This window comes from Sporosarcina koreensis (genome assembly GCF_001531445.1).
In the GTDB taxonomy this organism is placed as follows: Bacteria; Bacillota; Bacilli; order Bacillales_A; family Planococcaceae; genus Sporosarcina; species Sporosarcina koreensis_C.
On the sequence record NZ_LQYA01000008.1, the window covers coordinates 31944 to 58696 of the forward strand.

At 42.0% G+C, this 26753-nt stretch carries 28 protein-coding genes, 3 pseudogenes and 1 riboswitch; of the genes and pseudogenes, 6 read left to right on the forward strand and 25 right to left on the reverse strand.

Going from position 1 to position 26753, the window contains the following annotated elements; translation table 11 throughout:
• Nucleotides 1-421 precede the first annotated feature (421 nt).
• A complete protein-coding gene (locus AWV70_RS02885) occupies nt 422-937 on the reverse strand; it encodes a GNAT family N-acetyltransferase (RefSeq protein WP_060204179.1) in 516 nt (171 codons plus the stop codon).
• A complete protein-coding gene (locus AWV70_RS02890; RefSeq protein WP_060204181.1) occupies nt 903-1382 on the reverse strand; it encodes a MarR family winged helix-turn-helix transcriptional regulator in 480 nt (159 codons plus the stop codon). Before AWV70_RS02890 ends, AWV70_RS02885 begins: the two co-directional genes overlap by 35 nt.
• Before the next feature lie 143 nt (nt 1383-1525).
• Here AWV70_RS02890 and AWV70_RS02895 point away from each other — a divergent pair, with 143 nt between their 5' ends.
• The gene (locus AWV70_RS02895; protein ID WP_060204183.1) at nt 1526-2002 is read left to right on the forward strand and encodes a GNAT family N-acetyltransferase; all 477 of its coding nucleotides are present in this window, start codon (nt 1526-1528) and stop codon (nt 2000-2002) included.
• A 233-nt stretch (nt 2003-2235) separates the two neighbouring features.
• Nucleotides 2236-2953: pseudogene (locus tag AWV70_RS02900) on the forward strand (IS110 family transposase); the annotation flags it as partial.
• Between the two features lie 275 nt (nt 2954-3228).
• Here AWV70_RS02900 and AWV70_RS02905 read toward each other — a convergent pair.
• From AWV70_RS02905 to rlmD, 4 genes and pseudogenes are all read right to left on the reverse strand, one after another.
• Entirely contained in the window at nt 3229-3930 is a 702-nt protein-coding gene (locus tag AWV70_RS02905) for a CPBP family intramembrane glutamic endopeptidase (RefSeq protein ID WP_235588530.1), read from the reverse strand.
• Entirely contained in the window at nt 3914-4198 is a 285-nt protein-coding gene (locus AWV70_RS24315) for a MarR family winged helix-turn-helix transcriptional regulator (protein WP_235588531.1), read from the reverse strand. Before AWV70_RS24315 ends, AWV70_RS02905 begins: the two co-directional genes overlap by 17 nt.
• 594 nt (nt 4199-4792) lie before the next feature.
• A pseudogene (locus AWV70_RS02915) lies at nt 4793-5749 on the reverse strand (beta-propeller fold lactonase family protein); the annotation flags it as partial.
• A 440-nt stretch (nt 5750-6189) separates the two neighbouring features.
• Nucleotides 6190-7563, reverse strand: coding sequence for a 23S rRNA (uracil(1939)-C(5))-methyltransferase RlmD (gene rlmD, locus AWV70_RS02920; protein WP_060204234.1), 1374 nt, complete (start codon nt 7561-7563; stop codon nt 6190-6192).
• A gap of 216 nt (nt 7564-7779) precedes the next feature.
• On the opposite strand from rlmD, the gene AWV70_RS02925 reads away from it, so the two are divergent.
• Nucleotides 7780-9012 carry an MFS transporter gene (locus tag AWV70_RS02925; RefSeq protein WP_060204187.1) on the forward strand — a complete coding sequence of 411 codons (1233 nt, stop codon included), beginning with the start codon at nt 7780-7782 and terminating at the stop codon, nt 9010-9012.
• 5 nt (nt 9013-9017) lie between these two features.
• Here AWV70_RS02925 and AWV70_RS02930 read toward each other — a convergent pair whose 3' ends face one another.
• The 14 genes from AWV70_RS02930 to ahpC all read right to left on the reverse strand — a co-directional run bounded on the left by AWV70_RS02930 (nt 9018) and on the right by ahpC (nt 19920).
• Nucleotides 9018-9911, reverse strand: coding sequence for an AraC family transcriptional regulator (locus tag AWV70_RS02930; RefSeq protein ID WP_235588532.1), 894 nt, complete (start codon nt 9909-9911; stop codon nt 9018-9020).
• 363 nt (nt 9912-10274) lie between these two features.
• Nucleotides 10275-11012: a hypothetical protein gene (locus AWV70_RS02935; protein WP_060204190.1), complete on the reverse strand. Its 738-nt coding sequence runs from the start codon at nt 11010-11012 to the stop codon at nt 10275-10277.
• A complete protein-coding gene (locus AWV70_RS02940) occupies nt 11002-11502 on the reverse strand; it encodes an RNA polymerase sigma factor (protein WP_060204192.1) in 501 nt (166 codons plus the stop codon). The genes AWV70_RS02935 and AWV70_RS02940 overlap by 11 nt, the downstream gene beginning before the upstream one ends.
• Nucleotides 11503-11685: 183 nt before the next feature.
• A complete protein-coding gene (locus AWV70_RS02945; protein ID WP_060204194.1) occupies nt 11686-12324 on the reverse strand; it encodes a FusB/FusC family EF-G-binding protein in 639 nt (212 codons plus the stop codon).
• A 289-nt stretch (nt 12325-12613) separates the two neighbouring features.
• The gene (locus AWV70_RS02950; RefSeq protein WP_060204196.1) at nt 12614-13003 is read right to left on the reverse strand and encodes a DoxX family membrane protein; all 390 of its coding nucleotides are present in this window, start codon (nt 13001-13003) and stop codon (nt 12614-12616) included.
• A 106-nt stretch (nt 13004-13109) separates the two neighbouring features.
• Nucleotides 13110-13634, reverse strand: coding sequence for a nucleoside deaminase (locus AWV70_RS02955; RefSeq protein WP_082713445.1), 525 nt, complete (start codon nt 13632-13634; stop codon nt 13110-13112).
• Between the two features lie 90 nt (nt 13635-13724).
• A complete protein-coding gene (locus tag AWV70_RS02960; RefSeq protein WP_201024305.1) occupies nt 13725-14273 on the reverse strand; it encodes an alpha/beta fold hydrolase in 549 nt (182 codons plus the stop codon).
• Nucleotides 14263-14517 (reverse strand): alpha/beta fold hydrolase, encoded by a 255-nt coding sequence (locus AWV70_RS24100; RefSeq protein WP_060204200.1) that lies wholly within the window; start codon nt 14515-14517, stop codon nt 14263-14265. The genes AWV70_RS02960 and AWV70_RS24100 overlap by 11 nt, the downstream gene beginning before the upstream one ends.
• Before the next feature lie 25 nt (nt 14518-14542).
• On the reverse strand, nt 14543-15298 hold the full coding sequence (locus AWV70_RS02970) for a phosphotransferase family protein (protein WP_060204203.1): 756 nt from the start codon (nt 15296-15298) through the stop codon (nt 14543-14545).
• A gap of 18 nt (nt 15299-15316) precedes the next feature.
• Nucleotides 15317-15805 (reverse strand): DinB family protein, encoded by a 489-nt coding sequence (locus AWV70_RS02975; protein ID WP_060204205.1) that lies wholly within the window; start codon nt 15803-15805, stop codon nt 15317-15319.
• 15 nt (nt 15806-15820) lie between these two features.
• On the reverse strand, nt 15821-16354 hold the full coding sequence (locus AWV70_RS02980; protein ID WP_306464356.1) for a GNAT family N-acetyltransferase: 534 nt from the start codon (nt 16352-16354) through the stop codon (nt 15821-15823).
• Nucleotides 16355-16629: 275 nt separating this feature from the next.
• A complete protein-coding gene (locus tag AWV70_RS02985) occupies nt 16630-17250 on the reverse strand; it encodes a superoxide dismutase family protein (protein WP_060204209.1) in 621 nt (206 codons plus the stop codon).
• A 202-nt stretch (nt 17251-17452) separates the two neighbouring features.
• Nucleotides 17453-18982 (reverse strand): alkyl hydroperoxide reductase subunit F, encoded by a 1530-nt coding sequence (ahpF, locus tag AWV70_RS02990; RefSeq protein ID WP_060204211.1) that lies wholly within the window; start codon nt 18980-18982, stop codon nt 17453-17455.
• A 368-nt stretch (nt 18983-19350) separates the two neighbouring features.
• The gene (gene ahpC / locus AWV70_RS02995; protein ID WP_060204213.1) at nt 19351-19920 is read right to left on the reverse strand and encodes an alkyl hydroperoxide reductase subunit C; all 570 of its coding nucleotides are present in this window, start codon (nt 19918-19920) and stop codon (nt 19351-19353) included.
• Nucleotides 19921-20487: 567 nt separating this feature from the next.
• On the opposite strand from ahpC, the gene AWV70_RS03000 reads away from it, so the two are divergent.
• Nucleotides 20488-20835, forward strand: a complete 348-nt coding sequence (locus AWV70_RS03000; protein ID WP_060204215.1) for a PadR family transcriptional regulator — start codon at nt 20488-20490, stop codon at nt 20833-20835.
• Entirely contained in the window at nt 20822-21832 is a 1011-nt protein-coding gene (locus AWV70_RS03005) for an HAAS signaling domain-containing protein (RefSeq protein WP_060204217.1), read from the forward strand. The genes AWV70_RS03000 and AWV70_RS03005 overlap by 14 nt, the downstream gene beginning before the upstream one ends.
• A gap of 169 nt (nt 21833-22001) precedes the next feature.
• Here the strand turns inward: AWV70_RS03005 and thiW are convergent, their stop codons facing one another.
• The 5 genes from thiW to tenA are packed head-to-tail and all read right to left on the reverse strand — an operon-like array spanning nt 22002 to nt 25464.
• Nucleotides 22002-22496 (reverse strand): energy coupling factor transporter S component ThiW, encoded by a 495-nt coding sequence (gene thiW, locus AWV70_RS03010; protein ID WP_060204221.1) that lies wholly within the window; start codon nt 22494-22496, stop codon nt 22002-22004.
• Nucleotides 22493-23119: a thiamine phosphate synthase gene (gene thiE, locus AWV70_RS03015; protein ID WP_060204239.1), complete on the reverse strand. Its 627-nt coding sequence runs from the start codon at nt 23117-23119 to the stop codon at nt 22493-22495. The genes thiW and thiE overlap by 4 nt, the downstream gene beginning before the upstream one ends.
• 19 nt (nt 23120-23138) lie before the next feature.
• Entirely contained in the window at nt 23139-23978 is an 840-nt protein-coding gene (gene thiD / locus AWV70_RS03020) for a bifunctional hydroxymethylpyrimidine kinase/phosphomethylpyrimidine kinase (RefSeq protein ID WP_060204223.1), read from the reverse strand.
• Nucleotides 23975-24784: a hydroxyethylthiazole kinase gene (thiM, locus tag AWV70_RS03025; RefSeq protein ID WP_060204225.1), complete on the reverse strand. Its 810-nt coding sequence runs from the start codon at nt 24782-24784 to the stop codon at nt 23975-23977. Before thiM ends, thiD begins: the two co-directional genes overlap by 4 nt.
• Nucleotides 24781-25464, reverse strand: a complete 684-nt coding sequence (tenA, locus tag AWV70_RS03030; RefSeq protein ID WP_060204241.1) for a thiaminase II — start codon at nt 25462-25464, stop codon at nt 24781-24783. The genes thiM and tenA overlap by 4 nt, the downstream gene beginning before the upstream one ends.
• Nucleotides 25465-25564: 100 nt before the next feature.
• A riboswitch (TPP riboswitch) is annotated at nt 25565-25672 on the reverse strand.
• A gap of 492 nt (nt 25673-26164) precedes the next feature.
• On the opposite strand from tenA, the pseudogene AWV70_RS03035 reads away from it, so the two are divergent.
• Nucleotides 26165-26753: pseudogene (locus AWV70_RS03035) on the forward strand (hypothetical protein); the annotation flags it as partial.

A 26753-nucleotide genomic window follows, 5' to 3' on the forward strand; every position in this document is an offset into this window, starting at 1 on the left:
GCAAAAAACGCTGCACCACAGAGGATGAAAATTGTTTTAGAACGGGTATAGTTTTGTATGGCTGGCGAAGAAGGTCGATCAACTATGGTGCCATAGAGCCCATCCGTTAGTCTGACTCCAACGACCACGGTGCATCACAGAATGTCGCACTCTGTACGAGTAGCACTCATGGGAGATTAATCCTACTCTGGTTATTGCACCAGCCTTGCCTATATTCTAAAATGAATGGAGTTGGTTCCTGATATAACTATCAACTTAATATACACAATCTGAAGGCTCAGCCTTTTTAAAAATGCTTTTTCTGAGTCTCTTTTGTTATGCAATTTTATCGATTTTGAGCATTTATTAATTTTTACGGGAGTTCAATAAGAAAAGCTACCTTACAGGCACCCTTTACTAAAGCACCCAATAGTTGAATAAGCTAAGATTTCCACTCCTCATCTAAGAGTGCATAATAATACTCATCCCACCATTCGTTTCCTTGCCGTATACACTTTTTGAAAAAACCTTCTCTTCTCATACCAATTTTCTCCATAACTCTATATGATGGAATATTTTCAGGCTGACAAGTCGCTATAATCCTATGTAATTTCATTGTCTCAAAACCATATTTCAATATAGAATGTGCTGCTTCAGATGCATACCCTTTATTATGATATTTTGGATTTAACACCCATCCTATCTCATACGTATGTTCACCAAAATACTTATGGAACACAATGTGACCAATCAATGTTAGGTCTTTCTTTAACAACACAGGGAAATTCTTAGCATTTTCACTACTGTTGTTAATTACAAATTCCTTTGAATCTTCATCAGAAAAAACACCTTCTGGCATATATTTCATAACATTAATATCTGATGTATACTCATGTACACATTGCCAATCGTCATATGTAAATTTACGTATTATTAATCTTTCCGTTGTTATGTTCATTTGCTTCCCCTCGTACCTTATTTTTTTCTAATTTTTCTTTTATTATCATCATCGAAATACGAATTTCATTAATCTCACTATCAGTTAGTCCATTGAACAATTGCTTTATTTGTTCATCAGACTGAATATTAATCTTATCCAGCAGTTCCTCTCCTTTTTTTGTCAAATAGAGAAAGTTTTTTCTACTGTCCATTATTGTGCTTTTTTTCTCTATTAATTCTTCTCTCTCTAATTTGCGTAAAATTCTGCTCATATAACTTCTATCAATATTAAGTTCTTGAACGAGATTATTCGCAATACACTCAGTTCTCTCGCTAATTTCAAATAGTATTCGTGCTTCGATTAATGAATAATCTATATCCAAAATTTGGTTATTAAACACACTTAGTAACCTTGTATAAAATCTATTGAATTGTCTGATATCATAAATAATCTCTTTATCCATACATTCTCCTTTAGTTGACTTTGTCCACATTATATTTTAATATAATTATAACCCTAATATGTTGACTTTGTCCACATTTTTGGAATTCCATTCTAAAAAAACTTTCGCAACCTTTATTAAGAGCGAAATGAAGGAGATAATATATGATTATTAGAGAAATTAGAAAAGAAGACAATGTAAAAGTAAAGAAAATAATACAAGACTCACTAAAATCACTTGGATTAGCGATTCCTGGATCAGCTTATTTTGACCCTCAACTTAACGATCTTTACCAGTATTATAATAATTTTAAATATGCGAACTATTGGGTAGTAGAAATGGAAGGAGAAGTTGTTGGTGGAATTGGTATAGCACCGTTTAACGAACATGATAAAGTTTGCGAATTACAAAAGCTATATTTAAGTACAAAAACACAAGGTTTAGGATTTGGAAAGAAGCTAATGGAAACGGCTTTGTCATTTGCCTCTAAACATTATGAAAAGTGCTACTTAGAAACGATGCACGAATTAAAAACCGCATGTATATTATATGAAAAATTCGGATTTATACATTTACATGAAGCACTATCAGGGTCTGACCATTCCGCTATGGATGCGTGGTATTTAAAAGATTTGAATTAGCAGCAAGAAGTCCATTAATCAGTTATAATTAGAAATTAATATATTGAAAAAAGCCGATCTCCAATTAAATTGTGGAGTTCGGCTTTTTTTATGTACTTAAACTCATCTACTGCGTTTTCGAAAGATGGTCATGTTTAACTAAAGCACCCGTTCGTATTATAAGGTCAGCCAGATATTTCTGGTTGACCATTTTTTATATGGTTTTATGATTACTGTAGCCGGGGTAGGACATTGGGGATTTATATTCGGCTGTCTCCTTATTGACCTTAGTGGAATTCCCCACATCTAACGATGTAACAGCTGAAGAACAAGAAATATCTAATAAGATTTATGAACTTTGTAAGAGCCGTTCATATAGCTGGGCGGAAGCGAGATCACAGAAGTTAATTGATGCAGTTAAACGTAATCCGTTTCAAAACAACCTTTATCATAGCCATATTGGAAATGTATATAAAAGTGTTGTTGAAAGACCAAAAGCACCTATCCAACTTGGAAAAAGAGATAGATGCTTCGGCAAAAGAAATTGAAGAATAAAAGATTATCCAATCAATTCCGGGTATCGGAGAGAAGATCGCGGCAACGATTATTTCCGAAATCGGCGAGATTGATCGGTTTAATCATCCAAAGAAACTGGTTGCATTCGCTGGAATAGATCCAAGTATCTTTGAATCCGGCAGATTCAAAGGAACCGTAAACAGGATCACCAAAAGAGGGTCAAGTAGACTAAGACATGCCCTATTCATGGCTGTCAAATGTGCAATCCGGGACAGCCGCAAAATGAAAACTACTGAAGAAGTTATCCCACGCAACAAGAAAATGCGAGCATTCTACGATAAGAAACGTGAAGAAGGAAAACCATATAAAGTAGCTGTCATTGCCTGTGCAAATAAACTTTTACATTGGATTTATGCCCTGTTAAGAACCAATTCTGCTTTTGTAGATAACGCATAAGAAACGATAACCAAATAAAACAAAACCCTCCAATACGCTAAGAGGAAGATTATTTGGTATACCCTTTTTTAATTATTACAAGAAGTATTTCATGTTTCATTAAAAAAGGTTGACAAACTATTAGCTGGTTTAGTTTAAGTACAATGTTTCACATTCTCAACTAAACCACTTTTTCATACTCGGATTAGTAAGTAAATGTACTATCATACATTTCTATATTTCACTGAAACTTTCTCGTACAAAAATAAGAAATTCCATACATTTTTTTGTGTTTCCTAGCGTCTTTTGTATCGATAATAAAGAATGGCCTGAATCGGATACCAAGTTAAATGAAAAAGCATATGTACAACAATCGCAGCAAACAAGCCTGATTCGATAAAAGCAAAGGAAGCACACAAACCTACCCATATATTTCCTACAATTGTATAGACGTACATTTCTTTTTTGGGTTTTGTTGCGACGAGCTTTATTGAAGGTATATGTACAATAGCAAACAACAAACTAGTGACGAATACACTTGTATTTAAAGAAAACTGATTGTCCAAGCCAACTAATTGAAATATCCAAACGAATAGCGATAGTAAGCTCCAACGAAAGATAACTTCTTCTAAAACACCGCCATAAAATACTCGGCTTAGAATTCCTGTTTGACGGTAATGTGCTTCAATTTCAGCATAGTCATTAGGCGAAATTTTTGGTTTTAAGTAACCATAGTACATCATGAAATGAATTGTAGAACAAATAACTCCTACGATAAATCCAGTAAGTATTGCTTCATTAGAATAGAAGTAAAAGCCCACTTGATTTGCAGCAAATGCACCCAGACCCGAAAATAATATGACAGTTAATAAATGTGCGATCAATCTTTGACCATCAGTGGTATTATCTTTTACATGAATCTTTTCGGCATGGAACATAAAGTATACGCCTGGCAAGGAGATGATAGTGACAAAAAGCCAACTACTCCAATCCATCATAGTCACTTCCTTTCTCTGACCTGACAATTGCATGTAGCTTATTTACGGCGTATTCAAACTGATCAATGACTCCAGGGGAAAGTTTGGAATAATATTTGTCCACTATTTTTTGATCGACTTTCTCGTACGCTTGATATAAATCAGTACCTTTTTTTCCTAGTGTTACAAAAATTTCACGACGAGATTTTGGATTGATCGAACGGACAATGTATTGTTGTTGTTCTAACTTAGCTAAAAGTTGACTTATAGCTCCTGGTGTGACGTTCATTTTACTCGCCAATTCACTAACTAATAATGTTGAATGCTATGTACATGTTCTAGTACCAATGCTTGCTTCGGTGTTAAATTATGACCGATGATTTCTTCGTAATGATGAAGTAAAGCATAATTAATTTCATCCAGTTTTGCGAAAATGGATTTCATTTTATTTATATTCATATTAAATGAACACCCCTATATAATCACTCTAAACATTTTAGAGATCTATAATGTTTAGAGTGATTATATCAATGTCCTTTTACAAATTCAATTCAAATTAAATTTCAACTTAAGCATTACCTCTTTCTTGATGTCGATTAGTCGATTTTTTCAGCAATACAAAAATATTTTCTTATTCAACTAAACTGCTCCGTTAGTTGGGTTAAGAAGCTTTATTGTATAACGTATTTATTAAATTTGACTTGGATTGATTTCCCCCCAGGGTTAGGTGGTTGTCCTTCCAACAGATGTTTGCTCACCATACTAATTCTTGTTATTCAGAAGGTTTATCAACTCGCTTTTGCAAATAGGATAACTAGGAAACCCTTGGGTCCCAAAGACTCTGGATTATGAATTCAACTCGTTTATATAAATAGTTTATCTTCTATTGACAAATTGTCCCGGTTTTTATACCAGTAGGACCGTTAAATCCCGGGATTGTAGCAATTACCATATTTGTTGCTATATTGATGACAGACACGGTATTGTCAGCTTGATTTGTGACATAAGCAAGTGTTCCATCCGGCAAGATGGTTACTTGATCAGGGGATGCTCCCACGGGGATTGTAGCGATCACCGTATTTGTAGCTGTATTGATGACAGATACAGTATCACTACCTTTATTTACAATGTAAACAGATGTTCCATCAGGTGTAACTGCTGTTCCAACAGGTCCTGTTCCCACAAGGATTGTAGTAACTACCATATTTGTAGCTACATTTATTACAGATACTGTGTTACTACTTTCATTTGTAACGTACGCAAATTGTCCGCTTGGTGTGAAGACGATTGATCTCGGGCGAACTCCCACAGGGATTGTAGCGATCACCGTATTAGTTGCGGTATTAATAACAGATACAGTACCTGAGTTTTCATTTGCAACATAGGCAAACGCACCATTCGGAGTAAAGGCTATGCCTTGAGGTTGGAGTCCTACTGAAATAGTAGCAGTTACGGTATTTGTAGCAGTATTGATGACAGATACAGTGTTATCTCCATGATTTGCTACATAAACAAGTGTTCCATTTGGTGAAACCGCTAAACCGAGAGGATTGACTCCCACTGGAATGGTAGTGATCGGAGTGTTTGTTGCCGTATTAAAAACCGTTACATCATTCGATAAGAAACCTGGAGCATACCCAAGTGTTCCATTCGGTGAAATCGCTACTTCTAATGGACCAGTCCCTACTTGAATCGTTGCGACTATAGTGTTTGTAGCTGTATCAATCACCGATACTCTATTATCAGGACTTTCTAGCGTACCAGCGTCCGTGACATATACGAGATAGTTACAAATTGGTGGTACAGGTAAAAACGGCGGCTCAGTGCAAGGACAACTACAACAAAAGTGGCAACAATGACAACGACAACTTGGATTTGATTTAAACTTGAACTTTATAAACTTTTTATGTTTTTTTTCCACACTATACACCCTTTTCTATCATATATTTATACTATATGCAAACAGTATTATGATTCTTGTACTTTTACCACGTGACGCTTACTTCTCTATACGACGCATATTAGTCCGGATACGAGATAAAAAAGACCATCAACGGACGATTTCTTCATTTACAAGTATTTTTAACGCTGGAAACGTTTCTTCTTTGAAAGTTTTTGTTTTTTTGGTTTCGCTTTTTTGAATGTATAGAAAAAACTGTAGGCAAACACCAAATGCCATGGTATTTGTCTACAGTCTGAGACGTTCAATTTAATTAAACGTCTGAATATCATAAATCTATTAAATTAAAATTTATTACACTGTCGCTTTTCCACAACAGGTTAATTACTTGTCCGTTGCAACAACGCTACAACTTCCACATGCACCGTATGCGGGAAGAGGTCGACCGGCTGCACTTGTTGGAGTGTATAGCCGAACGGCAGCAATTCCGCTACATCCGTCGCAAATGTATCCGGGTTGCACGATACATAGACAATCCGTTCCGGTTGGGCACGTCCAATCCGGCGCATCACTTTGCCGCCAGCTCCGCTACGTGGCGGGTCGATCAATAACATGTCCGCCAAGCCCCAACTTTCGTGAATTTCATCGATTCCTTTACGCGCATCACGCGCGAGGAACGTCGTGTTATGCAAATCATTATCGACCGCATTCCGTTTTGCAGATTCAATTGACGTCTCCACAATTTCAATACCTGCGAGTTCCTTCACACGCGCAGCAAACGGCAGTGAAAACGTGCCGACGCCACAAAATAGGTCAATCATTTTTTCGTCTGCTTGCGGATTGCCCATCTCTAGCGCAAGGTCAACAAGCTTCTGCGCCTGGACTGGGTTCGTCTGGAAGAACGTATCGAACCAAAGTCGGTAGCGATAGCCGCCTAATTCATCATAAATGAAGTCGCGGCCCGCCAACACGAATGTCTCTTCGGATTGCGTACGATCAGCCAAATCCGTGTTCACAAGCCACATCAAGCTTTTCACATTCGGATACTTCTTCGTAATCCGTTCAATCAAATCTTCAGTTGCGGACGCCAATTCACCAGTAGGCGCTTTTGTCGCAAACAACGCCAGCATAAGTTCTCCCGTTTCAAACGATTCGCGGACCATCAAATGACGGAGAAGCCCTTCATGAGTGTCTTTATTGTAGCCTGTAAGGCCGAACGCCTTCACCCATTCGCCCACTTCCACTGTCGCGTCGACCATATTGCGGCCGGCAATCAAGCATGTTTCAAGCGGAATGATATTGCGGAAATTCCCTTGCTCATGCAGCCCAAGTTCCCCTTCAGGCGAAAAGGTGAATTCCATTTTATTGCGGTAATGCCAAGGGTCTTCGTCCATGCCAATCGTGTCCAAAACGAGTTCCGGATCCATTTCCACACTGCGTAAGGCCTTTTTCACGTATTCTGTCTTATACTTCAGTTGGCCTTCGTAATTCCAATGCTGCCAAACACAACCGCCACAAAGTTCGAAATGCGGGCAAGGCGCCTCAGTACGGTCCGGGTTCGCGACCAGAATCTCTTCCGGCATGACCTTACTCCACCTCATGGACGGATCTTCCACAGTCACCTGTACGGTCTCACCCGGCAACGATTGCGGAATGTAAAGCTTCAACTTTCTCAGGTTGCCCAATTCATTCTCACGCCAAATGGCCGCTTGTCCATTACCTTTACCATCCAAATGGTCAATCTTCGCTACCATTTTCTCTCCTATTACGGTCAAGATATGATTCTCCTTTCGATAGTTCCTTCATCTATTACACGGCCGCCGTCAAACGGCTTGCCTGTTTCTTCAACTGCCCTATTATAACGGAATTTGAGTGGAATGAAAATGAATGTTCATTTCCAAGTGAAAACCGCAAATTTGGACAAGTTTATCCGAAGCCCTTTTCCTATAATCAGGTGGAGGGGGAAGATTATGAGTTCATTCAACAGAAAAGATCCATATGCAGTTTACTTGTTCACATGCTTTTTATCACAACTGTTTTTCACTTTCATCTTTACGGTGAATTTGTTATACCACGTACAAGTTGTGAAACTTGACCCGCTCCAACTTGTTTTGGTCGGAACCATTTTGGAGCTGACGGTTTTCCTATTTGAAATTCCGACGGGTGTACTAGCCGACCTGAAAAGTCGAAAGCTCTCACTCGTCATCGGCTATTTCCTAATCGGATTCGGATTCATGATGGAAGGGATATTTCCTCTATTCGCCGCTGTCATCTTCTCGCAAATCGCTTGGGGTATCGGGTATACGTTCACAAGCGGCGCCCAACAAGCGTGGATTGCAGATGAAATCGGAGAGGAACGGGCGTCACTCGCATTCATTAGAGGAGCGAAATTCGGGAAGCTTGGTCAGATTATCGCTATTCCTTTAAGTATCCTGACAGGTTATTTCATGATTCACTTGCCGATCATTATCGGCGGCATCTGCATGCTTGGGCTGGCCATTTACTTACTGTTTTTCATGGAAGAGAAGAATTTCAAACCATTACGGGCAGGTGAGAGGATTTCGGCGTGGAACAGCATGAAGGGGAATATGAAAAAGATCGTTGTGTATTCGAAAGCGAGTTTCCTCATGAGAATGCTGCTTCTGATTGCATTGTTTATCGGCTTGTATAGCGAAGGCTTTGACCGTTTATGGATGACGCATTTCATTGACGTATCCGCTTTGGCTTCATTATCAAATGAAAAACTGGTCCTGTTCATGGGCGGGCTTCAATTCATTGTCGTTATCCTTTCCTTTTCGGCGCTTCACTTTATGAACCGGAGTACGATCCATTTGAATTTGCGACATATTTACGTGGCCCTTTTCATCGGCAGTTCACTTATTGTCGCTTCACTCATCGGATTTGCATTCTCTGCCTTTGTCGTTAGTTTGTTAGTCTTTTACGTTTTAATCGAAGTGACGAGGCAAGTGATGTACCCGTTGGAAGACATTTGGCTGAATAAAATCATCCCTGATGCCTCGACACGGGCGACCTTCTTTTCGGTGAAAGGACAAGTCGATGCGATCGGTCAAATTGGCGGTGGGCCGATCATTGGGGTGATCGCTTCACGATTCGCGGTGAAAACTGCAATTTTCGCAAGCGCTTGCTTTGTCATGCCCGTTTTGTTTTTATATACAGTCGTCTTGAAAAAAGACAAAGCGTGATTCATTCACACTTTGTCTTTTTCTTTAATTGGCACATATATTTCCATCGTAATTTTCTCGTACAGCCAGTGATGGCAAAGTTCATCGTAATACTCGAAATCATACCCCTGCTCATCGACTTCGTAAGATGATTGTGGCAGCCAATCCTCCACTATGAATTTCCACGTTCCTTTAATCGCCTGGACAAACTGCTCCACATCTACCAAGGGAATCTTGAATACGGCATACGTCGCCGGCTTTATATGCAGCTTCGTCAGCCCTTCTGGAAGTCGGGCATCTTCATCATCGCAATCGACTGCAAATAAATACGTGAATGTATGATTCATTTCTTGATCATTCAGGTTCACGCAATACTCCCCATGCTTTTTCGGGGATAATTGTTCATACAACATCGTTTCGATCGCCTCTTCCGGCGTGATGCGCTGATTCCAGAAAGCAGGGGCATCCCTCGTGTAAAATACGTTGTCTACCGTACTTTCATAGGTTTTTCCGGCAATCACAAAGCCGTCCTTCCGCACAATTTTCGGTTGCATGACGATACCGCCAACTTCCTTTTCACGCAAATTCAGTAAATCGAGCTTAGGTGGCAATGAAGTCGGACAATGCAGCCTGTAAAGACTCGGAGGACTTCCAAAAACCCGTTTGAACGCTTTCGTAAATCCTGAATGGGTTTCAAACCCATAGTCGAGAGCAATCTCAATCACTTTTTTTCCGTTCACCAACTCATATAAAGCGTACTGCAGCTTCCTTTTTACGACATAATCCATAACCGTATAGCCGATATGCTGATGAAAGATCCGATAAAAATGGTAAGGAGAGTACCCGATCACTTTCGCCAATTCTTCAGGTTTGATTTCTTCCTTTATACGGTCTTCAATCGTGTCGATGACCTTTTGCAATAATTGTATCTGTTGAATCGGAAACGCCTACCTTCATCATCCATTTATTCTTTTAATTATACGGGGAAATATGGTGCCTGTGCAGCACACATTTATGACAATTCACTAGGAGTTATATAAATACAGATAGAAGCCAAACGGATATTGAAATGTATGGCTTCCTCATTTATTTTATGCAATTGTAGTGTATCGTCAGAATTGATTGGATGCCTGTGCAATATTCAAGAATTACTATTCACTAATAGTTATATTAATACATAAAGAAGCCAGCCATATGTTGATTTTGGTTGGCTCCTTTATTAATCTTATACAATTGTCTTGTATATTCTGAATAGTGCGCCACACAGGTGCCGATACAATTGTTTAATTAAGCTTCAACGAAATAGAATCTGCTTCTTGCGTTACAACGATATCTTGTTGTTCAGAGCTTCCATCTATATATTTTACATTTACTTCGATTACTATGTCTTCAACTAATACAAAATTACCATCATGAGGAATTGCAAGTGTATATTTATGTTTTTCCTGCTCATTATAGTTAACTGTGTACGTATTCCCGATTTCCTTTATACCTTGGGATATATTCGACCCAGGCTCAGTAGTAATAAAATTTATCTTTTCCGATACTAACCAGTCATAGTCTTTGATTAATGGTAATGTAACATCCTCTACAAACTTGCCTTCGCTTAGGGTATAAGTGATTGAGTCGATATCCTCTCCGGTTATATTTAGCATAACATCTGTAAAAATAAAATTAGGTCCATCACCTCCTACACCACCTATTACACCCATTCTTTGTATTGTTGATAATTCAAAAGTAGCTTTTTCTGTTGAAAGATTTGTATTCAGCTGATTCTCATCATCACTCAATGCATAAGCCGTGATTGTAAAATTTACAACTTGGAGCTCTCCATTTTTATTGAAATATGGAATGCCAATCATAATGGACAATAGAATTGCCAATGCACTTGCTACCGGAAGCAACCTTTTAAAAAGTACTTGTCCCGATTTTCTCTTTCCTATATTCTCTTTCACACGATGTTCCATAGCCTCTGACATTTCAATAGAAGTAACAGCATCTTTGATCTTCTCAAAGTCCATATTCATTCTCCTTTCGATATCTTTCTCGAAGAAGCTCTCTTCCTCGTTGTAATCGCTTTTTTACAGCTGACGTAGTAATGGCAAGGATTTTTGCTATTTCATCGACTTTATAGCCCTCTACATAATGGAGTAACAATACAACTTTATGTTTAGTTGGCAATCTCATAAGATGATCAAGCAAACCATAGTTCTCATTATCCTTGGAATATAGTTGCAAATCACTGATATCCATATGTTTACGAATAAAATTGTACCTTCTCATATTTTTGCAGCGATTCGTAGCAATCGTTATCAACCATGCTTTCTCATGTTCAGAATCGTTAAAAGTCGGAGATTTCGTTAGATACGTAATAAAAGTATCTTGTACGACATCCTCCGCATCTTTTTCATTGGATAACATAACAAGACATATCCTAAATAGCATATTGCCATATGTATCAACAATTCGCTCTACATCAAGTTCAGCCGACCAAACTACTTGTTGCAACATCCTCTCCCCCTTTCACTACTAACACACTTCAAGAGGCTAGTTGGTGACTTTTTAAAAAAATATGTATCACTTTCAACTTCTCCATTTCCTTCATAAGTTCCTCTTAATTTACCCTAAGCTTACATTTGCTTTATCTATATGCAAAAAGAAACCAACCGAGGGCCGGTTGGCTTCTTCATTACCTTATTTAATGTTATCAACAAACTCATATAGTTTATCCAACGACCATACATGATGGTTGCAGTCGGTGGCATCTTGGCAAATGTAATTCCCTTTTTTCGTGTACGTACCTGGAATTTCACCTTTTGTTTTTGTCATGAACATGCAGACGTGCGTCAAGCGGTTACAAATTGCACATATTTGCTTGACGTTCATTTCATCGTAAGTACCTGCGAGTCCAGCCATGCCCTTTTGGGTAGGTGCTATCATATACCTTTTCTTCGTTCCAATATCATCGAAACTTAAAAAGGACATTCTATTAAAGTCGAAACCTTCCGTGGGCAGCTTCATTTTTTTCACTTTCGGGAACAGCTTTTTCAGCCTTTGCTCCGAAGGTTTGGTGAACGGAATGACGTAGGATTCCAAGTCCAATAAGAATTGTTCGGCCTCTTCTTTATCTGTAATCTCTACAATTTTGTTGAGAATTTCTCTTTGCTCGTCTGTCACGTCCGTAAACAAATCAGTCACTTTTTCAATAGAAAGTGATTCAAGGGCGCCAATGACGTGTTTGTCATTCACCGTTGCGTGGCCATTCACGAGTTGTTGTACTTGTCTTTTAATGAAATTATATTGATCGTTTCTTAGAAATTGTTCATCATTCATTTCTGTTAGCTCCTTTGTTTTTCATTACATAATAAACAAAGCGCAAAGCTTTCAATTCAGAAATGGAAACCTTCCTATAGGCGATTAAACGTCCATTCGCCCCATGCAAAGTATCGCCTTTTCCTCATTCGGCTTTGCATGAGTTTTGTTAGAAGCTGGCAATGCCATTTGATTTGCCATCTTCACATCACCTCCCGATATGTAGCCTTATCGATGCTACGTCAATTATCATACTGCTTTCTGTTTTTCGTGACAAGAATTTTTGCCATACTCGCACTTCTGAAGATATTTATGATGGATCTGATTTCCTCTCCAATACTCCGAGAAAGTTCTTTCTGTATGAGAACAACAAATAGCCAAGGGCAATAACAAGCAGGACGGCGAGAAGGAGTAATGAATGGTCGAGGAACAGATGGAGTAATAAAATATTGAAGATGATTGGAGCTAAAATTGCAATGGCCATTGGAATAAATCGGTTGAGTAGCAACAAGATCCCGCAAATTACTTCTAATGATTTTTCTACAATAAGAAGATATTTAAACTCGAATAACGCCATTGCTTCAGGGCTCGTTGCGATGAACGGCTCCATGTCGAAGATGACAAAGTAGCCGTTAATTCCTGCGACTAAAAAAACGACGCCTAAAAACAACCTGCTTATGTGAATGAGTACTTTTGTCAACTTGCACACCTCCCCTCTCCCCTGAATTCATACACTTTTCATACTCCTTTATCCTACGAAATAACGCTCTATAAGATGAAGGTGAAATCAAGGAGAGGTCACGTCGTTACTTACTCAAAGCTGTTGCTACACTACTTGCGCTACGCAAATTGGCTACGTGGTTGGAGCTATTCTCCCATTGGCGCATAAGCTCGATTTGCCTATTTTTGAGTTCTATATCCGGCTCCGCAATCATTTCGATTTTATTAAACTTGGCTTCAAAAATAGCAGCATCCTTCATCTTTTGAAAACCGCCAAATCCTAAGTCATCATTCAGCAGCCAGACTACTCTTTGGATTTTCGCAAAAAGAATTCCGCCTGTGCACATCGGACACGGTTCCAATGAACTGTATAAAGTGAACGTTTTATTATGTATTTTTGCGTCAAAGATGGCTTCCCCCGCATTGCGAATCGCTTCAATTTCAGCATGCGCAGTAGCGTCTTGAGCCGGATGCACCCGGTTGCGCCCTTTCGCAATTATGTTGAATTGGTCATCCACTAGAATCGCTCCAACAGGATACGTATTCTCCTTGAGAGCGAGCTCCGCCTCCTCCAGTGCCATTTGCAGAATATCTCGATCCGTAATCATCATCCACCAACTCCTTTTGCCTAATCATCATCTTCTCCATCAAAATCCCCCGTAACGTACACGACATTCAAAATGCTTTTCCTGAATAGGCAACTACGTAAACTTACGCAAAAACTGACCAAGCAGTACATTAAAAGAAACTGGGTTGTCTTGGTTGGAGCAGTGCCCTGCATCTTTAATCCAATGAAACTCACAATATGGCTCATGCTTTGCCCATTCCGGGGCCGTCTTTTTGATATTCCCTGTATCGTCGTGTTCTCCGCACACAAGCAGCATCGGCTTATTAATTCGATAGTCTTTCTCAAAGTGTAAACAGGCTGCTGTTTCAAGAAAAATTTTCGAAAAATCTTTTTTACCTACCATTGAAAAAGCATCTTTAAGATACTCCTGCACTTCCAATTTCACCGCGCTTGCACGAGCGCTTTGTGCAATCATGGCGTTCCACGGATAAAGTTTAACGATAAATGGCGCCATCTGGATCGACAACTTCTCTCCAACGGAAAGCTTCCACGTGTTGCATGCGCAGTCAATCAATACAAGTTTCTCTACCTTGCCTGGGTAATAAAAGACCATCTCTTGCGCCGTATTCCCGCCCATGGATTGACCAATGAAAGTCGCTTTTTCAATCCCTTCAATCTTCATAATGGCCAATAACGAGCAGTTTTATACTGAAGTCAGCGCCCATCGGCCTGGATAGACCATGCCCTCTCGCATCCCACATCAGTATTCCATACATAGGATCGAGATCTTTGACTTGCTCACTAAACATTCTATGATCAGCGCCTGCGCCGTGTAAAAAAATGAGCCATGGTCCTTTATGACCGGGTGTAATCCAATAATGGATAAGGCATTGATTCTTTTCTAGAATTTTTTCCACTACTGCCATTGCAGTTCACCCACTTCCATCTTGTTTATTCAACCGGAGGCCAGTACAGATTCACAATTTCCATTAACCGTTCAGCGCTTTCCGTGGATACGTTCTCCGCTAATCTAGCTCCTGCGAGGATCGGTGACCATTGCAAAATTTCATCTTTCGACAATCCGCTTTTTCCACAATACAACCGTAAATAGAGTTCCGCCACTTCCGCAGATAGTTCTGAATACAAAAGATATGTCCGGCACACGTCAGCACGGATATCTCCAGCGCTCGCATCCACCCAATCGATAATCGTCACTTTATCATCCGACATTATCACATTTAATAAATGAAAATCCCCATGGCAAAGCCTGTTTTCGTATGTCATCGAATCCAATTTCCTTAGTAACTCTGCTTTTTGAATATTACCCAAATAAGGGGCTGCCTCAAGTTGCCGACTTAATTTTCGTGACATCGGTTCAAAGGATTCAGCATGAATCTGATGGATTTCTCGCTGTATATCAATGGAAAGATCTAAGTAATACTCCGCCTGATCCATGTTTGCAAAAAACAGCTCCCCAATTGTTTTCCCTTCGATATATTCCATAACAATCGCTTGCTTTCCGTCTATTTTCGTGACGTCTAGTACTTTTGGAACGGAAAGTCCGCATGAGTAAGCAAATCGTTGTTTATTCGCCTCGTAAGTCGATTCGGTATGTGGTAAATGATCCTTAAAAACTTTTACGATCTTGTTTTCATGAAGATAGATTTCAGCGGTGTTTCCGAATGCAATCGGATTCCCTATAATCATTTGTTATCCCCCAACAACTTAATTATCAACCTTAAGCGGAATTAACCCTCGACCGATTACGTTAGCAGAGACCGGCTTCTTCCCGATTTCCCTAGCCCATACCGACAGCTGCCCGATATGATGAATTTCATGCGCGATAATATGCCGCATAACCTCACCCCAGGCATCTGTCACAATCCGGCCATCGGGCATCGTATCCTGCAGCACGTTAAGCTCCATATGTTCCTCCCAATTCCCGACAAACACCTCCACTTCGGGCTTAAATCGGGCATCCAGCTCCCGGACTCGCTGCAGACTTCTAAAGTCTTTAAAGTTCTCTTGATAATCCGGCTTCCCTTGCAGCATCCGGATCCAACTCCATTCCACATCGATAATATGGAACAACGTCTCTAAAATGTTGCCCACCCCACCAGTACGGGTTCGGAGCAGCTCCGCCTCCTCCACCTCTTCACACCAGCGATACCAATCCTCTCTGACTTGCCAATTGTACGCAAATAATGTTTTCAAACGATCACTCCTTCATTAGCTCTTCAAAACCGAAAATACCCGCGCATCAAATGATTGTCCACCTTGGAACAGATAGCTGCGCAGGATGCCTTCTTGTTCAAACCCATGCTTTTCTAATAACTTAATGGAAGCCACATTGTCCATGAACGTGACAGCTCCCATTCGATGCAGACCCATTTCTGTGAATGAATAATGCAAGACTGCCTTCAAAGCTTCAGAAGTAATGCCTGTTCGCCAAAAATCTGGATGCATCTCAAATCCGATTTCCGCACGTTTCATTCCTTTTGAAAGATTATTCAAACCAATTGTTCCCACGAAACGATTATCTTCTTTCCGTATAATAGCCCACCGCATGCTGTGACCTGTTAAAAAACTATTCTTGAAACGCTCAACCAACTTTTCCGCCTGCACCAATTCAGTCATCGGATCCATTCCATAATACTGAACGACCGCCGGATTTGAAAAATTGTCAAATAGTCCCTGAGCATGCTCCTTATTGACCTCTACAAGATGCAGCCGGTCTGTTTCTAATACAGGAAATGTCATCATCTGCAGCTCCTTTTTCGATAGCACTCATAATTATTGTAAAAAGTTACTAGATTTCTTTATATAGAATAACACAATTTTGGAAATTGTCATTATAAAATAAGTACACATTTCGGTGCCTGTGCAACACACATTTATGACAATTCAATACAATTTATATACATGCAGAAAAAAGCCAACCAAAAGTTGATGTGGTTGGCTTCTATATTTATTTTATTCAATTGTAGTGCATTGTCTGAGTTGTTTTTCGCACAGGCACCGAAAAGATTCTGAAATCATCATTCCACTACGCCACAAGCGATGCGGTCACCGGAGTTGCCGGATGGCTGGGTTTTTCCGTCGTCTGCTTCTGCATGGATGACGACGGCTGTACTGCCTTCATGGAATAATGAATTTTCCTCTCCAGCCAATAATGTAAGATTTTCAACGAAGAATTCTTCCTTCGCAGTACCGTCCGGACCTACTTCGAGGTTTGGCAAGTCGCCGGCATGCGATCCACCTTCGTGATCAAGTCCATGGCTTGCTTCCGTCGGATTGAAATGCCCTCCTGCCGATTCGAAGTCCGGCGCTTCACAAACCCCTTTTTCATGGAAATGAAATCCGTGAAGACCTTCAGGCAAATCTTTCGCGTCCACCATGACCCGCAACGCATCCTCTTCCTCTGTCAATTCCACAGTTCCAACCGGCTTTCCGTTGCCATCCATTAGATTGACGGTAACAAATGGCAATTTATCATCCTCGACTACATCCACTTCAGTCGATCCCGTCGTATTCTCGTCATTCATATCACCATCTGACGTCCCTTCTGTTTCAGTAACCGAGTCATCCTTTTCATCGGCACAAGCTGCGAAAACAAAAGCACAGATGAGGATCATTGTAATCCATATCCATTTTTTCATATCCACACGCTCCCTCTAGTAAAGTATTAACACTTATACAATTCACTATTTTTCGTGTGCTAAACGGAAATCATCCAAAAGAGCCCTAACCGATCATTCGAAATGGGATGTATTGACAGCAAACCGAGTAAGATTTCCCACAAAAAAAAGGAACAGGCCTACTTTCCTGACCTGTTCCCATTCAAATCTATTGATGTTCCAATTAATTCCGTACGAGATAATCAAACGCGCCTAGCGAAGCAGTTGCGCCGGATCCCATGGAAATAATGATCTGCTTAAACGGACTATCGGTGCAGTCTCCCGCAGCAAATACACCAGGGACATTTGTTGCACCGCGCTTATCAACGAGGATCTCGCCGAATTTATTGCGCTCAACTGAATCACCCAGCCAATCCGTATTTGGTACAAGACCGATTTGAACGAATACGCCTGCTAGCTCGACATGCTTTTCTTCGCCTGACTCACGATCGACGTAAGAGATTCCATTTACTTTATCCGTACCGGTGATCTCTTTCGTTTGAGCATTCGTAACGACAGTGACATTCGGCAAGCTTCGTAAACGCTCCTGTAAAACAGAATCAGCTTTCAACTCAGAGTTGAATTCAAGAACAGTTACGTGATTAGTAATTCCAGCAAGGTCAATTGCCGCCTCGATACCAGAGTTCCCGCCACCTACAACCGCAACGTCTTTTCCTTCGAATAAAGGGCCATCACAGTGCGGGCAGTACGCAACTCCTTTATTCCTGAATTCCGCCTCACCTGGAACGCCGATATTACGCCAGCGTGCACCTGTTGAAAGGATGACGGATTTACTCTTCAATATAGCTCCGTTTTCCAATTCAATTTCAATAAGATCTTTCTTCTCTAAACGTTTCGCACGCACCAAATTCATCACGTCGATGTTATAGTCTTTTACATGCTCCTCAAGGCTAGCAGCAAGTTTAGGACCTTCCGTACGATTCACGCTAATGAAGTTCTCGATCGCAGCCGTATCCAAAATCTGACCGCCGAAACGCTCGGCAACAATACCTGTACGAATCCCTTTACGAGCCGCGTAGATTGCCGCACTCGCACCTGCTGGACCGCCGCCGACAACGAGAACATCAAACGGATCTTTATCAGCGAATTCCGATGCATCCGGGCCGCTTCCAAGCTCAGCAAGGATTTCTTCAATCGTCTTACGCCCATTCGTGAACGGTTCCCCATTCAAGTAAACCGTCGGAACAGCAAGGATGTTTTTGCTTTCCACCTCTTCTTTAAACGCCGCGCCGTCAATCATCGTGTGCGTAACGTTCGGGTTCAATACGCTCATAAGGTTCAGTGCTTGTACAACTTCCGGACAGTTTTGGCAGCTTAAGCTGATATAGGATTCAAAGCGGAGCTCGTCTTTGATATTTTTCACTTGCTGGATCACTTTCTCATCCACTTTAGGAGCTCTGCCGCTCACTTGCAATAAAGCGAGCACCAATGAAGTGAATTCGTGTCCAAGCGGGATGCCGGCAAATGTGATGCCAGTATCTTCTCCAATACGGTTGACACTAAAGCTTGGCGTTCTTTCCAATTCTGCCATTTCCACTTTAATGTGGGACGACATTGTAGCCAATTCATCCACTAGTGCCGCCATCTCACGCGACACCTTATCTTCTCCAACGCTTACTTTTAGAAGTACATCGCCCTCCATCAATTCAAGATACTGGGCTAATTGTGCTTTAATATCTGCATCTAACATCATGAAATCTACTCCTTAACTTATACTTTAGCTCAACATAATTCGGCATGATTGCCTTAGATGTTGAATCGAATTAAGGTACGCGGTCTAAGTTCGCGACGTCAATGAGGATGGCAACCTAAGTACGCCACGTCCTAAAAGTGCCTTAATTTCCGCAAAGAACGCAGAAATACGGCAAATCGAACCCTTCGCTGTTCGATTGGCAATAGTTGCATGACCCGCATCGTGCGGCCCTCAACGACCGCATGACCAGCATCCTACTGGCCTCAATTCAACATCTAAGACATCTGCCGAAAACTTATCAAAAATAAAGGGAGCCCCTATCCCTAAGGAAGGGGGCCACCCCCATTATTCCGCTATCGCGAAATGAATTAGATTTTACCTACAAGGTCAAGGCTAGGCTTAAGTGTTTCTTCGCCTTCTTTCCATTTTGCAGGACAAACTTCACCTGGGTTGTTGCGCACGTATTGTGCAGCTTTGATTTTGTCGACAAGCGTGCTTGCGTCGCGTCCGATTCCGCCAGCATTGATTTCAACTGTTTGTACAATACCGTCTGGATCGATGATGAATGTACCGCGATCTGCTAGACCTGACTCCTCGTCCAATACATCGAAGTTACGGGAAATCGTTTGTGAAGGGTCACCGATCATAATATATTCAAGTTTGCTGATCGTTTCAGAGTGATCGTGCCAAGCTTTATGTGTGAAGTGCGTATCAGTTGAAACAGAATAAACTTCAGCACCTAGCTCTTTAAGAGTTGAATATTGATCTTGAAGATCTCCAAGCTCAGTCGGGCAAACGAATGTGAAGTCTGCTGGGTAGAAGCAAACAATGCTCCATTTCCCTTTTAGGTTCTCATCTGTAACATCGATGAACTCACCAGTACCGCTATTGTAAGCTGACGCTTTGAATGGTAGTATTTCTTTTCCGATTAGAGACATAAAAAAATTCCTCCTAGTGTGATTTTTTTCATAGTTAGCTTAGGTTATTTCATCAAAACCTAAACCGCAGTAATAATTATGATGCAATCCCTACCGCTTAACTATAATAATTCTAATTACATACTCATTATCATATAGATGTCGACTTTTGTCAACAAATACACTTTTATTGTAATAAACCCTTATACACCATGCATTTCGGAGGTAATTCATTATTATTGGTTCCATATTATTTACAGGATAATAAGATTTGTATTCAAACAACTAATTCTCAATTACCTACTCACGTTATCGATTATTAATTATTCAAAATATAATGAATACAAATAATATGATAACATCTATCCAAGAAACCCTTTCGATGCCTGTGCATCACACATTTATGACAATTCAATAATAATCATATATATACATATAGAAGCCGGCCAAGTCTTGATTTGGTCGGCTTCTTCATTTTTTTCATGCAATGAATAGTGTGTTGCACAGGCACCCAAACAATTCTTTTACTATTGTTGTCGGAATCATAATAGTGTATGATGCATAGTATAGGAAGACGAGGTGACAACTATGGGGCCATTATTGGATACATTCACGACTGAATTAAGGAGGGGAACGTTGACGCTTGCTGTATTGAGTCAATTGCGGACGCCTCAATATGGTTATTCATTAGTCCAGCGTCTTGAAAAAGCAGGCGTTGCCATTGAGCAAAGTACGTTATATCCGCTGCTTCGCCGATTAGAGAAACAGGAATTGTTAACGAGTAGTTGGGATACAACGGAAAGCAGACCCCGTAAGTATTACGTAATTAGTGAGTATGGCAGTGAAATTTATGAGCAATTGAAAAAGGAGTGGGAAACGATGACATTGGAACTGAAAACATTACTGGAAGGGGATGAGAATAATGAATCTGATTGAGGCCTATGTATATGAGGTGACGAGAAGACTGCCGGAAAAATCTCGAAATGATATCGCTCTTGAACTCAGATCCACCATTGAGGATATGCTGCCAGAACAGTTTACAGAGCAAGAAGTAATGGAAGTACTTACGAATCTTGGAGATCCGTCCCTCCTTGCCGCAAGCTACCGCGACACACCCATGCATTTGATTGGCCCGAAAGTATACGATGCTTATATATGGACTTTGAAAATGATCATCCCATGGGCGGTCTTCATTACCATTTTAGTTCATGTAGTTGAAACGATTGTCCTTTTTTCAGGAGAAGAAAGTGTTCTCTCTGTCGTGATAAAAAGCTTTGGAATCATCATCGCCAATATCATACATGTCCTCATCCAAACGTTCTTTTGGGTGACCATTGTATTTATCTTCATCGAAAGAGTCGGCTTATCAAAAAGCGATCTCCCTATGACAAAGTATGGAACGGAGTGGACTCCCGAACAATTGAAACTTGTTCTTGCCATCCCAAAGAAAAAAGCGATTCCAAGGGGCGAAGTTATTTTCGGATTGATCTGGACAGCGTTTTGGGTTGTTCTTTATTTCAATGCGGACCATCTTGCGGGTGTTTATCGATCAATAGATGGCGCTGGGTTGCAAATGGTGATGCCAGCTCTGAATCAAGATGTATTGATGTCATACTTGCCGATTGTTCTGCCATTCGCTGCATTCGAATTTGGATTGTCGCTTTTTAAATGGAAAGAACGGCAATGGACGATGAGGCTTGTAGCAATAAATGCTTTCATTAAAGTATTCAGCTTGATTGTCTTCGTTGTCATCGCCAGCAACCTTGCCCTCATGAACGAGGCAATGATTCCTTATTTGGCAGATGTACTAGAAATCAATTCGTCCTCCGTCGGTAATTTCATTGAATGGGCGAAATGGACCATCATCGTAACCGTCTTCGTCACCGTAGCAATTGAAATCTATGATAGTTACCGGAAAGCGAAAGCGATTTGAGCGATGCAAGGTGCCTGTGCAGCAAACATTTATGACAATTCAATAAAAATCATATATATACAAAATTAGCCGACCAGGTCTTGATTTGGTCGGCTTCCCCATTTATTTTATACAATTGTAGCTAATTATCTGAATAGTGTGTTGCGCAGGCACCCAAACAATTCTCCGCTCAATAACTTTGTATCCTTCTCCCCGCGGGAATGGCTTGCAGCCGAAGGGCTACGACAACTCCTATAATCGCCCCGCTTACACTGGAGACGAGAAAAGGCGGCATGAAGAAGAAGGCGGTGACGGTCGTTCCCATGAGGACGGCCGCATAGGGAACCGCGAATAGTGAAGCGATGATCCCAGTTCCGATAATTTCTCCCGTTGCCGCCAACCACACCCGGCCCGACTGTTTATACAACAGTCCCGCAAGTGCGGCGCCGATCATCCCTCCCGGAAAGGCAAGCAGTGATCCAGTGCCAGTCAATATGCGGACTAAACCGGTCATGAAGGCAATGATAACGGCTGGAATAGGTCCTAGCAAAATAGCGGCTATGACATTGACCGCGTGCTGGATCGGGTAGGCGCGTGCTATCCCTGCAGGAAAAGAGACGAATACGGATCCCGCCACCGCAATCGCTGTGAATACGGTCATCAGGACAAGCTTTCGCGTACTCATCGCAACAAGCTCCTTTCGCGACCACACTTTAAGGAGACTTCCTTTAATTGCCGTGCAGCCATTTCAGGGTTAGTGGATGATGCAATCGCTGAAATAACGGATATTCCATTTGCTCCTGCCCGAAAGACAGGTTCGGCATTCATCGCTGTAATGCCTCCGATTCCGACAATCGGCAAATCCGGATACATCTTCGCGACCGCCTCGATCATCGCAGTGCCCGCAACCGGTTTTGCATCATCTTTAGACATCGTCGGATAGACAGGCCCCATGCCAACATAATCCGCGCCCGCTGACATGGCCGCTTTTGTTTCTTCTATTGTATGGACGGACACGCCCATTATCTTTTCAGATCCAATTCTTTTTCGTACAAATCGCGCCTCTGCATCGTCCTGTCCGATATGGACCCCATCCGCGTTAATCTCCAGAGCGAGATCAACGTCGTCATTCACGATAAACGGGACGCCAAATTTCGAACATAATCTTTGGCAGCTCTTTGCAAATGCTTTCTTCTCCAATCCACGGAGTGCGCGCTCCCCCTTTTCGCGCAGCTGGAAACAAGTGATGCCGCCTTTTAAAGCTTCTTCCAAGACGGACAGCGGCTTCCCGGCATTTGTCGATCCCATTATGAAATAAAGCGTAACGTCAACGTTTCCCAATCAACTCGACATCCTTCCGTTCCGCATTGCCCCGATTCCGAAACGCCGCATGGTTTGTCGGACCGTGTCCATTACCGATGGAAAGCCCATCTTCAATCGCCACATGGATAAAATGCTTAGCCGTAACGACGGCCTCACGCATCGGTACCCGCTTCGCAAGCTCTGCCGTAATGGCGGCGGCAAACGTACATCCCGTACCATGAGTGTCTTTCGTGTCGATCCGCTTGCTCCTCATTAAAAAGTAGTCACCGGCCATCGACATAAATAAATCCTCTGCATAAGGCGTATCCGTCCGATGTCCCCCTTTCAGCAGTACAGCTCCGGCTCCCATCCGTAGCAATTGATTTGCCGCATTCTCCATATCTTTCATTGAGACAATCTTCATTCCCGTCAGCACTTCCGCTTCAGGGATATTCGGCGTCAGAAGGGCAGCCGACGGAATGAGGCACTCTTTCAAAGCCGCAATCGCTGTCTCTTGAAGAAGCGAAGCGCCTCCTTTCGCAATCATGACAGGATCGATGACTAAGGGAATCCGTTCATGACGGTTCAATGTAGCAGCGACCGCTTCAATGATTTCCGCAGAGAACAACATCCCTGTTTTAGCAGCTCCAACTGTGAAGTCATTTAGCACCGCCTCGATTTGCGCAATGACGATGTCGGTTTCAATAGGCTGCACCGCATGGACGCCCAACGTATTTTGCGCAGTTACTGCCGTCAATGCAGAAGTTCCGAACGTCCCAAGCTCCTGAAATGTTTTCAAATCGGCCTGGATGCCTGCGCCGCCCCCACTGTCCGAGCCGGCAATCGTAAGCGCAACTGAAGTCATTTGGCTACCTCCTCTTCAACAATGAATTGGTCGAAATCTATTGCCGCATCTTCTAATTGATGCATAGCATTTAGAAAATGGACGGCAAAATCCCCCGGGCCCGAAGCTTGTTCCGCTGCCACTTCTCCCGCCTTCTTATAAAACGCGAGACTATAAGCGACTGTCTCAATCGGCGCGAGCTTACCGATCGAAAGGAAAGCGGCGGAAACAGCGCTTAACAGGCAGCCCATGCCCGTGATACGCGACATGAGCGGGTGTCCGCCTTTTATTCCAATCACTTTTTCACCATCCGTCACGATATCGGTCTCACCGGTAACCGCGACGAGACAACGATGACGGCGCGCCACATCCTTTGCTGCCTCCACAATATTAGCCGTCCCGTTCCCCGCATCGACGCCTTTCGCTTTCCAGTCAACACCCGCGATGGATGCGATTTCACCGGCGTTTCCGCGGATGAGCGTAATCTCTAATTCCTCCAGAAGTTTAGCGACCGTCTGTTTACGGAATCCAGTCGCCCCTGCTCCGACGGGGTCCAATACAAGTGGCTGTCCTTTAGTGGAAGCGGCTTTTCCAGCAGCAAACATTGATGTAACAGCCGAACTGTCCAGCGTTCCGATATTAAGCAATGTACAAGAGGAAATGGCGGAAACATCCGCCGCCTCCTCAATTGAATCCGCCATGATCGGAGAAGCGCCCAATGCAAGCAGCCCATTTGCTTGAAAGTTTGCAACGACAATATTCGTGATGCAATGAACTAACGGGTTTTGCTGACGCAGTTTATTCAGCAATGAAATTCGGGCCTTCATGCATGCACCTCTCCTTTTTCAAGGGCCCATTTTTGCTTCGTCCATGCCATTTCCCAAAACTGCAATTCATAATGGACACTTTTACTGAAATGGGCTTTCAAATGTTCACGTCTTTTATCCGAAAGGTCTTCCGTCAGTTTATTCAAACGGTCGATCTGCTCTCGTGTTGCCTGTTCGAACCATTCGGAGCTGTACGTAGCAATCCATTTATCATAAATCGGATGATTCGGCTTCGCGTCCTTCAGCCGCTCACCGATTTCGTAATACAACCAATAACATGGCAGCAATGCGGACAAAGTTGCAGCCAAGTCGCCTTCCAATGCGGCCCGGTATAAATGCGACGTGTACGCATACGCTGTCGGCGCCGGCTCAAATTTTTCAATATCCTCATCTGTAACGCCCAATAGTCCAAAGAAGCCTTCATGCAAGGAAATCTCCGCCCCGCAAGTCCCATCCGCATGTTGTGCAAACCGTTGCACCGTCAATAAATCCGTTGCCTGCACAGCCGCCATTGCATGCACTTTCGCAAAATGCTTCAAATAATACGAGTCTTGCAGGACATACTGTTTGAACACCTCTTCAGGCAATGTCCCCTCCGCAAGCGACGCAATGAACGGATGATGAAAACTCGCCTCCCAAACAGCATTGCATTCCTTGCGTACCTCTTCACAAAAAGTCATCCAAACCACTCCTTTTTCATTTTGGAAAACCAAAAAAGCCGCTTCACTCAACACAATCGTTGAAGAAGCGGCTCGCATATCGGCGTAAGATAACCTTTGGAAGACGTGCGACCCACTTCCCTACGCTGGTATGAGCCAGATCAGGTTCGAAGGGTCCGCGTATCCATACACGTCTCAGTCTTTCACAAAGACTCCCCCAGTGGTTAACTCTTTTCAGTTTTCAACTTCACTATAACATAGATTACTAGTTTCGCAAGGTCATTGTAATAGTTTGAAATAATAGCGTTAAACCATTTAGCCTATCCGATAAACATGTCAATTTAGTAATGGAGTGTATATGCATCGGCTTTTGCAGATAGATTCCGGGTAGGAATAAAATGGATATAGAGGGTCATTTTGATTAGCATCCACCCTCTTTTTGGTCTATCAATCTGTTTTCTCAATATTACAAAGGTTAATATTTCCATGAATATCTGTTATTTGGTTGTCACACCATTGTTATTTACTTTTGTTATGGTTAGTCATGTGCAGAAGGGTACTGCGCATATCCGAATAAAAAGCTTTCTGTCGGATAGTAAAAAAACGAACCCATCTGAGAAGGAGGCGGATGTACATAGCGACTTAAGAGAATGAGTGTTAGTTCGCTTCATTATTGAGCAGTCGGGAACGAAAAATTTAAGAAAAGGGAGTTTGATGAATCTTGGTTAAAGAAACAAATCGCAATGAGAAGAACACGAAAAAGAAAATCTTACCGTTTGTCATGTCAACGTCAATGCTGACTGCAGCTGTTTTTGGCGCGGGCGGTTCAGCTTTCGCTGCGGAAAATGACGGAGAGAAAGAGTTTAAAAACCACGGTGAAATGGTTTCCTATTATGCAACAAGCATTCCAGGATCGCCTGAAAAAGGACAATTCATGCGTACCATTGCCAATAAAAACTTCGTAGCAGCAGAACCGGATGAAGAGGATACTACAGATGAAGATGATACAACAGACACACCTAATAACGATGACGAAGCTACAGATGTAGATGAAGAAGAAGCGGTCGGTGCTCCGGCTGACGAAGAGGAAGCGGTCGATGCTCCAGCTGATGAAGAAGAAGCGGTGGACGCTCCAGTTGATGGAGAAGAAGCGGTCGATGCACCAGTTGATGAAGAAGAAGTGGTAGATGCTCCGGCTGACGAAGAGGAAACTGTCGATACACCAGTTGACGAAGAAGAAGCGGTGGACGCTCCAGTTGATGGAGAAGAAGCGGTCGATGCTCCAGCTGATGAAGAAGAAGCGGTGGACG

What these genes read in the sequence shown, in the direction of transcription:
- AWV70_RS02970 (WP_060204203.1), bottom strand. Translation starts at nt 15,298, where the DNA reads ATGATTATAGGGAATCCGATTGCATTCGGAAACACCGCTGAAATCTAT.
- AWV70_RS24315 (WP_235588531.1), bottom strand. Translation starts at nt 4,198, where the DNA reads ATGAACGTCACACCAGGAGCTATAAGTCAACTTTTAGCTAAGTTAGAA.
- rlmD (WP_060204234.1), bottom strand. Translation starts at nt 7,563, where the DNA reads ATGGTAGCGAAGATTGACCATTTGGATGGTAAAGGTAATGGACAAGCG.
- ahpF (WP_060204211.1), bottom strand. Translation starts at nt 18,982, where the DNA reads ATGATGTTAGATGCAGATATTAAAGCACAATTAGCCCAGTATCTTGAA.
- AWV70_RS02945 (WP_060204194.1), bottom strand. Translation starts at nt 12,324, where the DNA reads ATGAATGATGAACAATTTCTAAGAAACGATCAATATAATTTCATTAAA.
- AWV70_RS02955 (WP_082713445.1), bottom strand. Translation starts at nt 13,634, where the DNA reads ATGATGATTACGGATCGAGATATTCTGCAAATGGCACTGGAGGAGGCG.
- AWV70_RS02895 (WP_060204183.1), top strand. Translation starts at nt 1,526, where the DNA reads ATGATTATTAGAGAAATTAGAAAAGAAGACAATGTAAAAGTAAAGAAA.
- AWV70_RS02980 (WP_306464356.1), bottom strand. Translation starts at nt 16,354, where the DNA reads ATGATGACATTTCCTGTATTAGAAACAGACCGGCTGCATCTTGTAGAG.
- AWV70_RS02985 (WP_060204209.1), bottom strand. Translation starts at nt 17,250, where the DNA reads ATGAAAAAATGGATATGGATTACAATGATCCTCATCTGTGCTTTTGTT.
- thiW (WP_060204221.1), bottom strand. Translation starts at nt 22,496, where the DNA reads ATGAGTACGCGAAAGCTTGTCCTGATGACCGTATTCACAGCGATTGCG.
- thiM (WP_060204225.1), bottom strand. Translation starts at nt 24,784, where the DNA reads ATGAAGGCCCGAATTTCATTGCTGAATAAACTGCGTCAGCAAAACCCG.
- AWV70_RS02940 (WP_060204192.1), bottom strand. Translation starts at nt 11,502, where the DNA reads ATGTTGCAACAAGTAGTTTGGTCGGCTGAACTTGATGTAGAGCGAATT.
- AWV70_RS02960 (WP_201024305.1), bottom strand. Translation starts at nt 14,273, where the DNA reads ATGAAGATTGAAGGGATTGAAAAAGCGACTTTCATTGGTCAATCCATG.
- thiE (WP_060204239.1), bottom strand. Translation starts at nt 23,119, where the DNA reads ATGGGATCGACAAATGCCGGGAAGCCGCTGTCCGTCTTGGAAGAAGCT.
- AWV70_RS02905 (WP_235588530.1), bottom strand. Translation starts at nt 3,930, where the DNA reads ATGATGGATTGGAGTAGTTGGCTTTTTGTCACTATCATCTCCTTGCCA.
- AWV70_RS02935 (WP_060204190.1), bottom strand. Translation starts at nt 11,012, where the DNA reads ATGGACTTTGAGAAGATCAAAGATGCTGTTACTTCTATTGAAATGTCA.
- AWV70_RS03005 (WP_060204217.1), top strand. Translation starts at nt 20,822, where the DNA reads ATGAATCTGATTGAGGCCTATGTATATGAGGTGACGAGAAGACTGCCG.
- AWV70_RS24100 (WP_060204200.1), bottom strand. Translation starts at nt 14,517, where the DNA reads ATGGCAGTAGTGGAAAAAATTCTAGAAAAGAATCAATGCCTTATCCAT.
- AWV70_RS02885 (WP_060204179.1), bottom strand. Translation starts at nt 937, where the DNA reads ATGAACATAACAACGGAAAGATTAATAATACGTAAATTTACATATGAC.
- AWV70_RS02890 (WP_060204181.1), bottom strand. Translation starts at nt 1,382, where the DNA reads ATGGATAAAGAGATTATTTATGATATCAGACAATTCAATAGATTTTAT.
- thiD (WP_060204223.1), bottom strand. Translation starts at nt 23,978, where the DNA reads ATGACTTCAGTTGCGCTTACGATTGCCGGCTCGGACAGTGGGGGCGGC.
- AWV70_RS03000 (WP_060204215.1), top strand. Translation starts at nt 20,488, where the DNA reads ATGGGGCCATTATTGGATACATTCACGACTGAATTAAGGAGGGGAACG.
- ahpC (WP_060204213.1), bottom strand. Translation starts at nt 19,920, where the DNA reads ATGTCTCTAATCGGAAAAGAAATACTACCATTCAAAGCGTCAGCTTAC.
- AWV70_RS02925 (WP_060204187.1), top strand. Translation starts at nt 7,780, where the DNA reads ATGAGTTCATTCAACAGAAAAGATCCATATGCAGTTTACTTGTTCACA.
- tenA (WP_060204241.1), bottom strand. Translation starts at nt 25,464, where the DNA reads ATGACTTTTTGTGAAGAGGTACGCAAGGAATGCAATGCTGTTTGGGAG.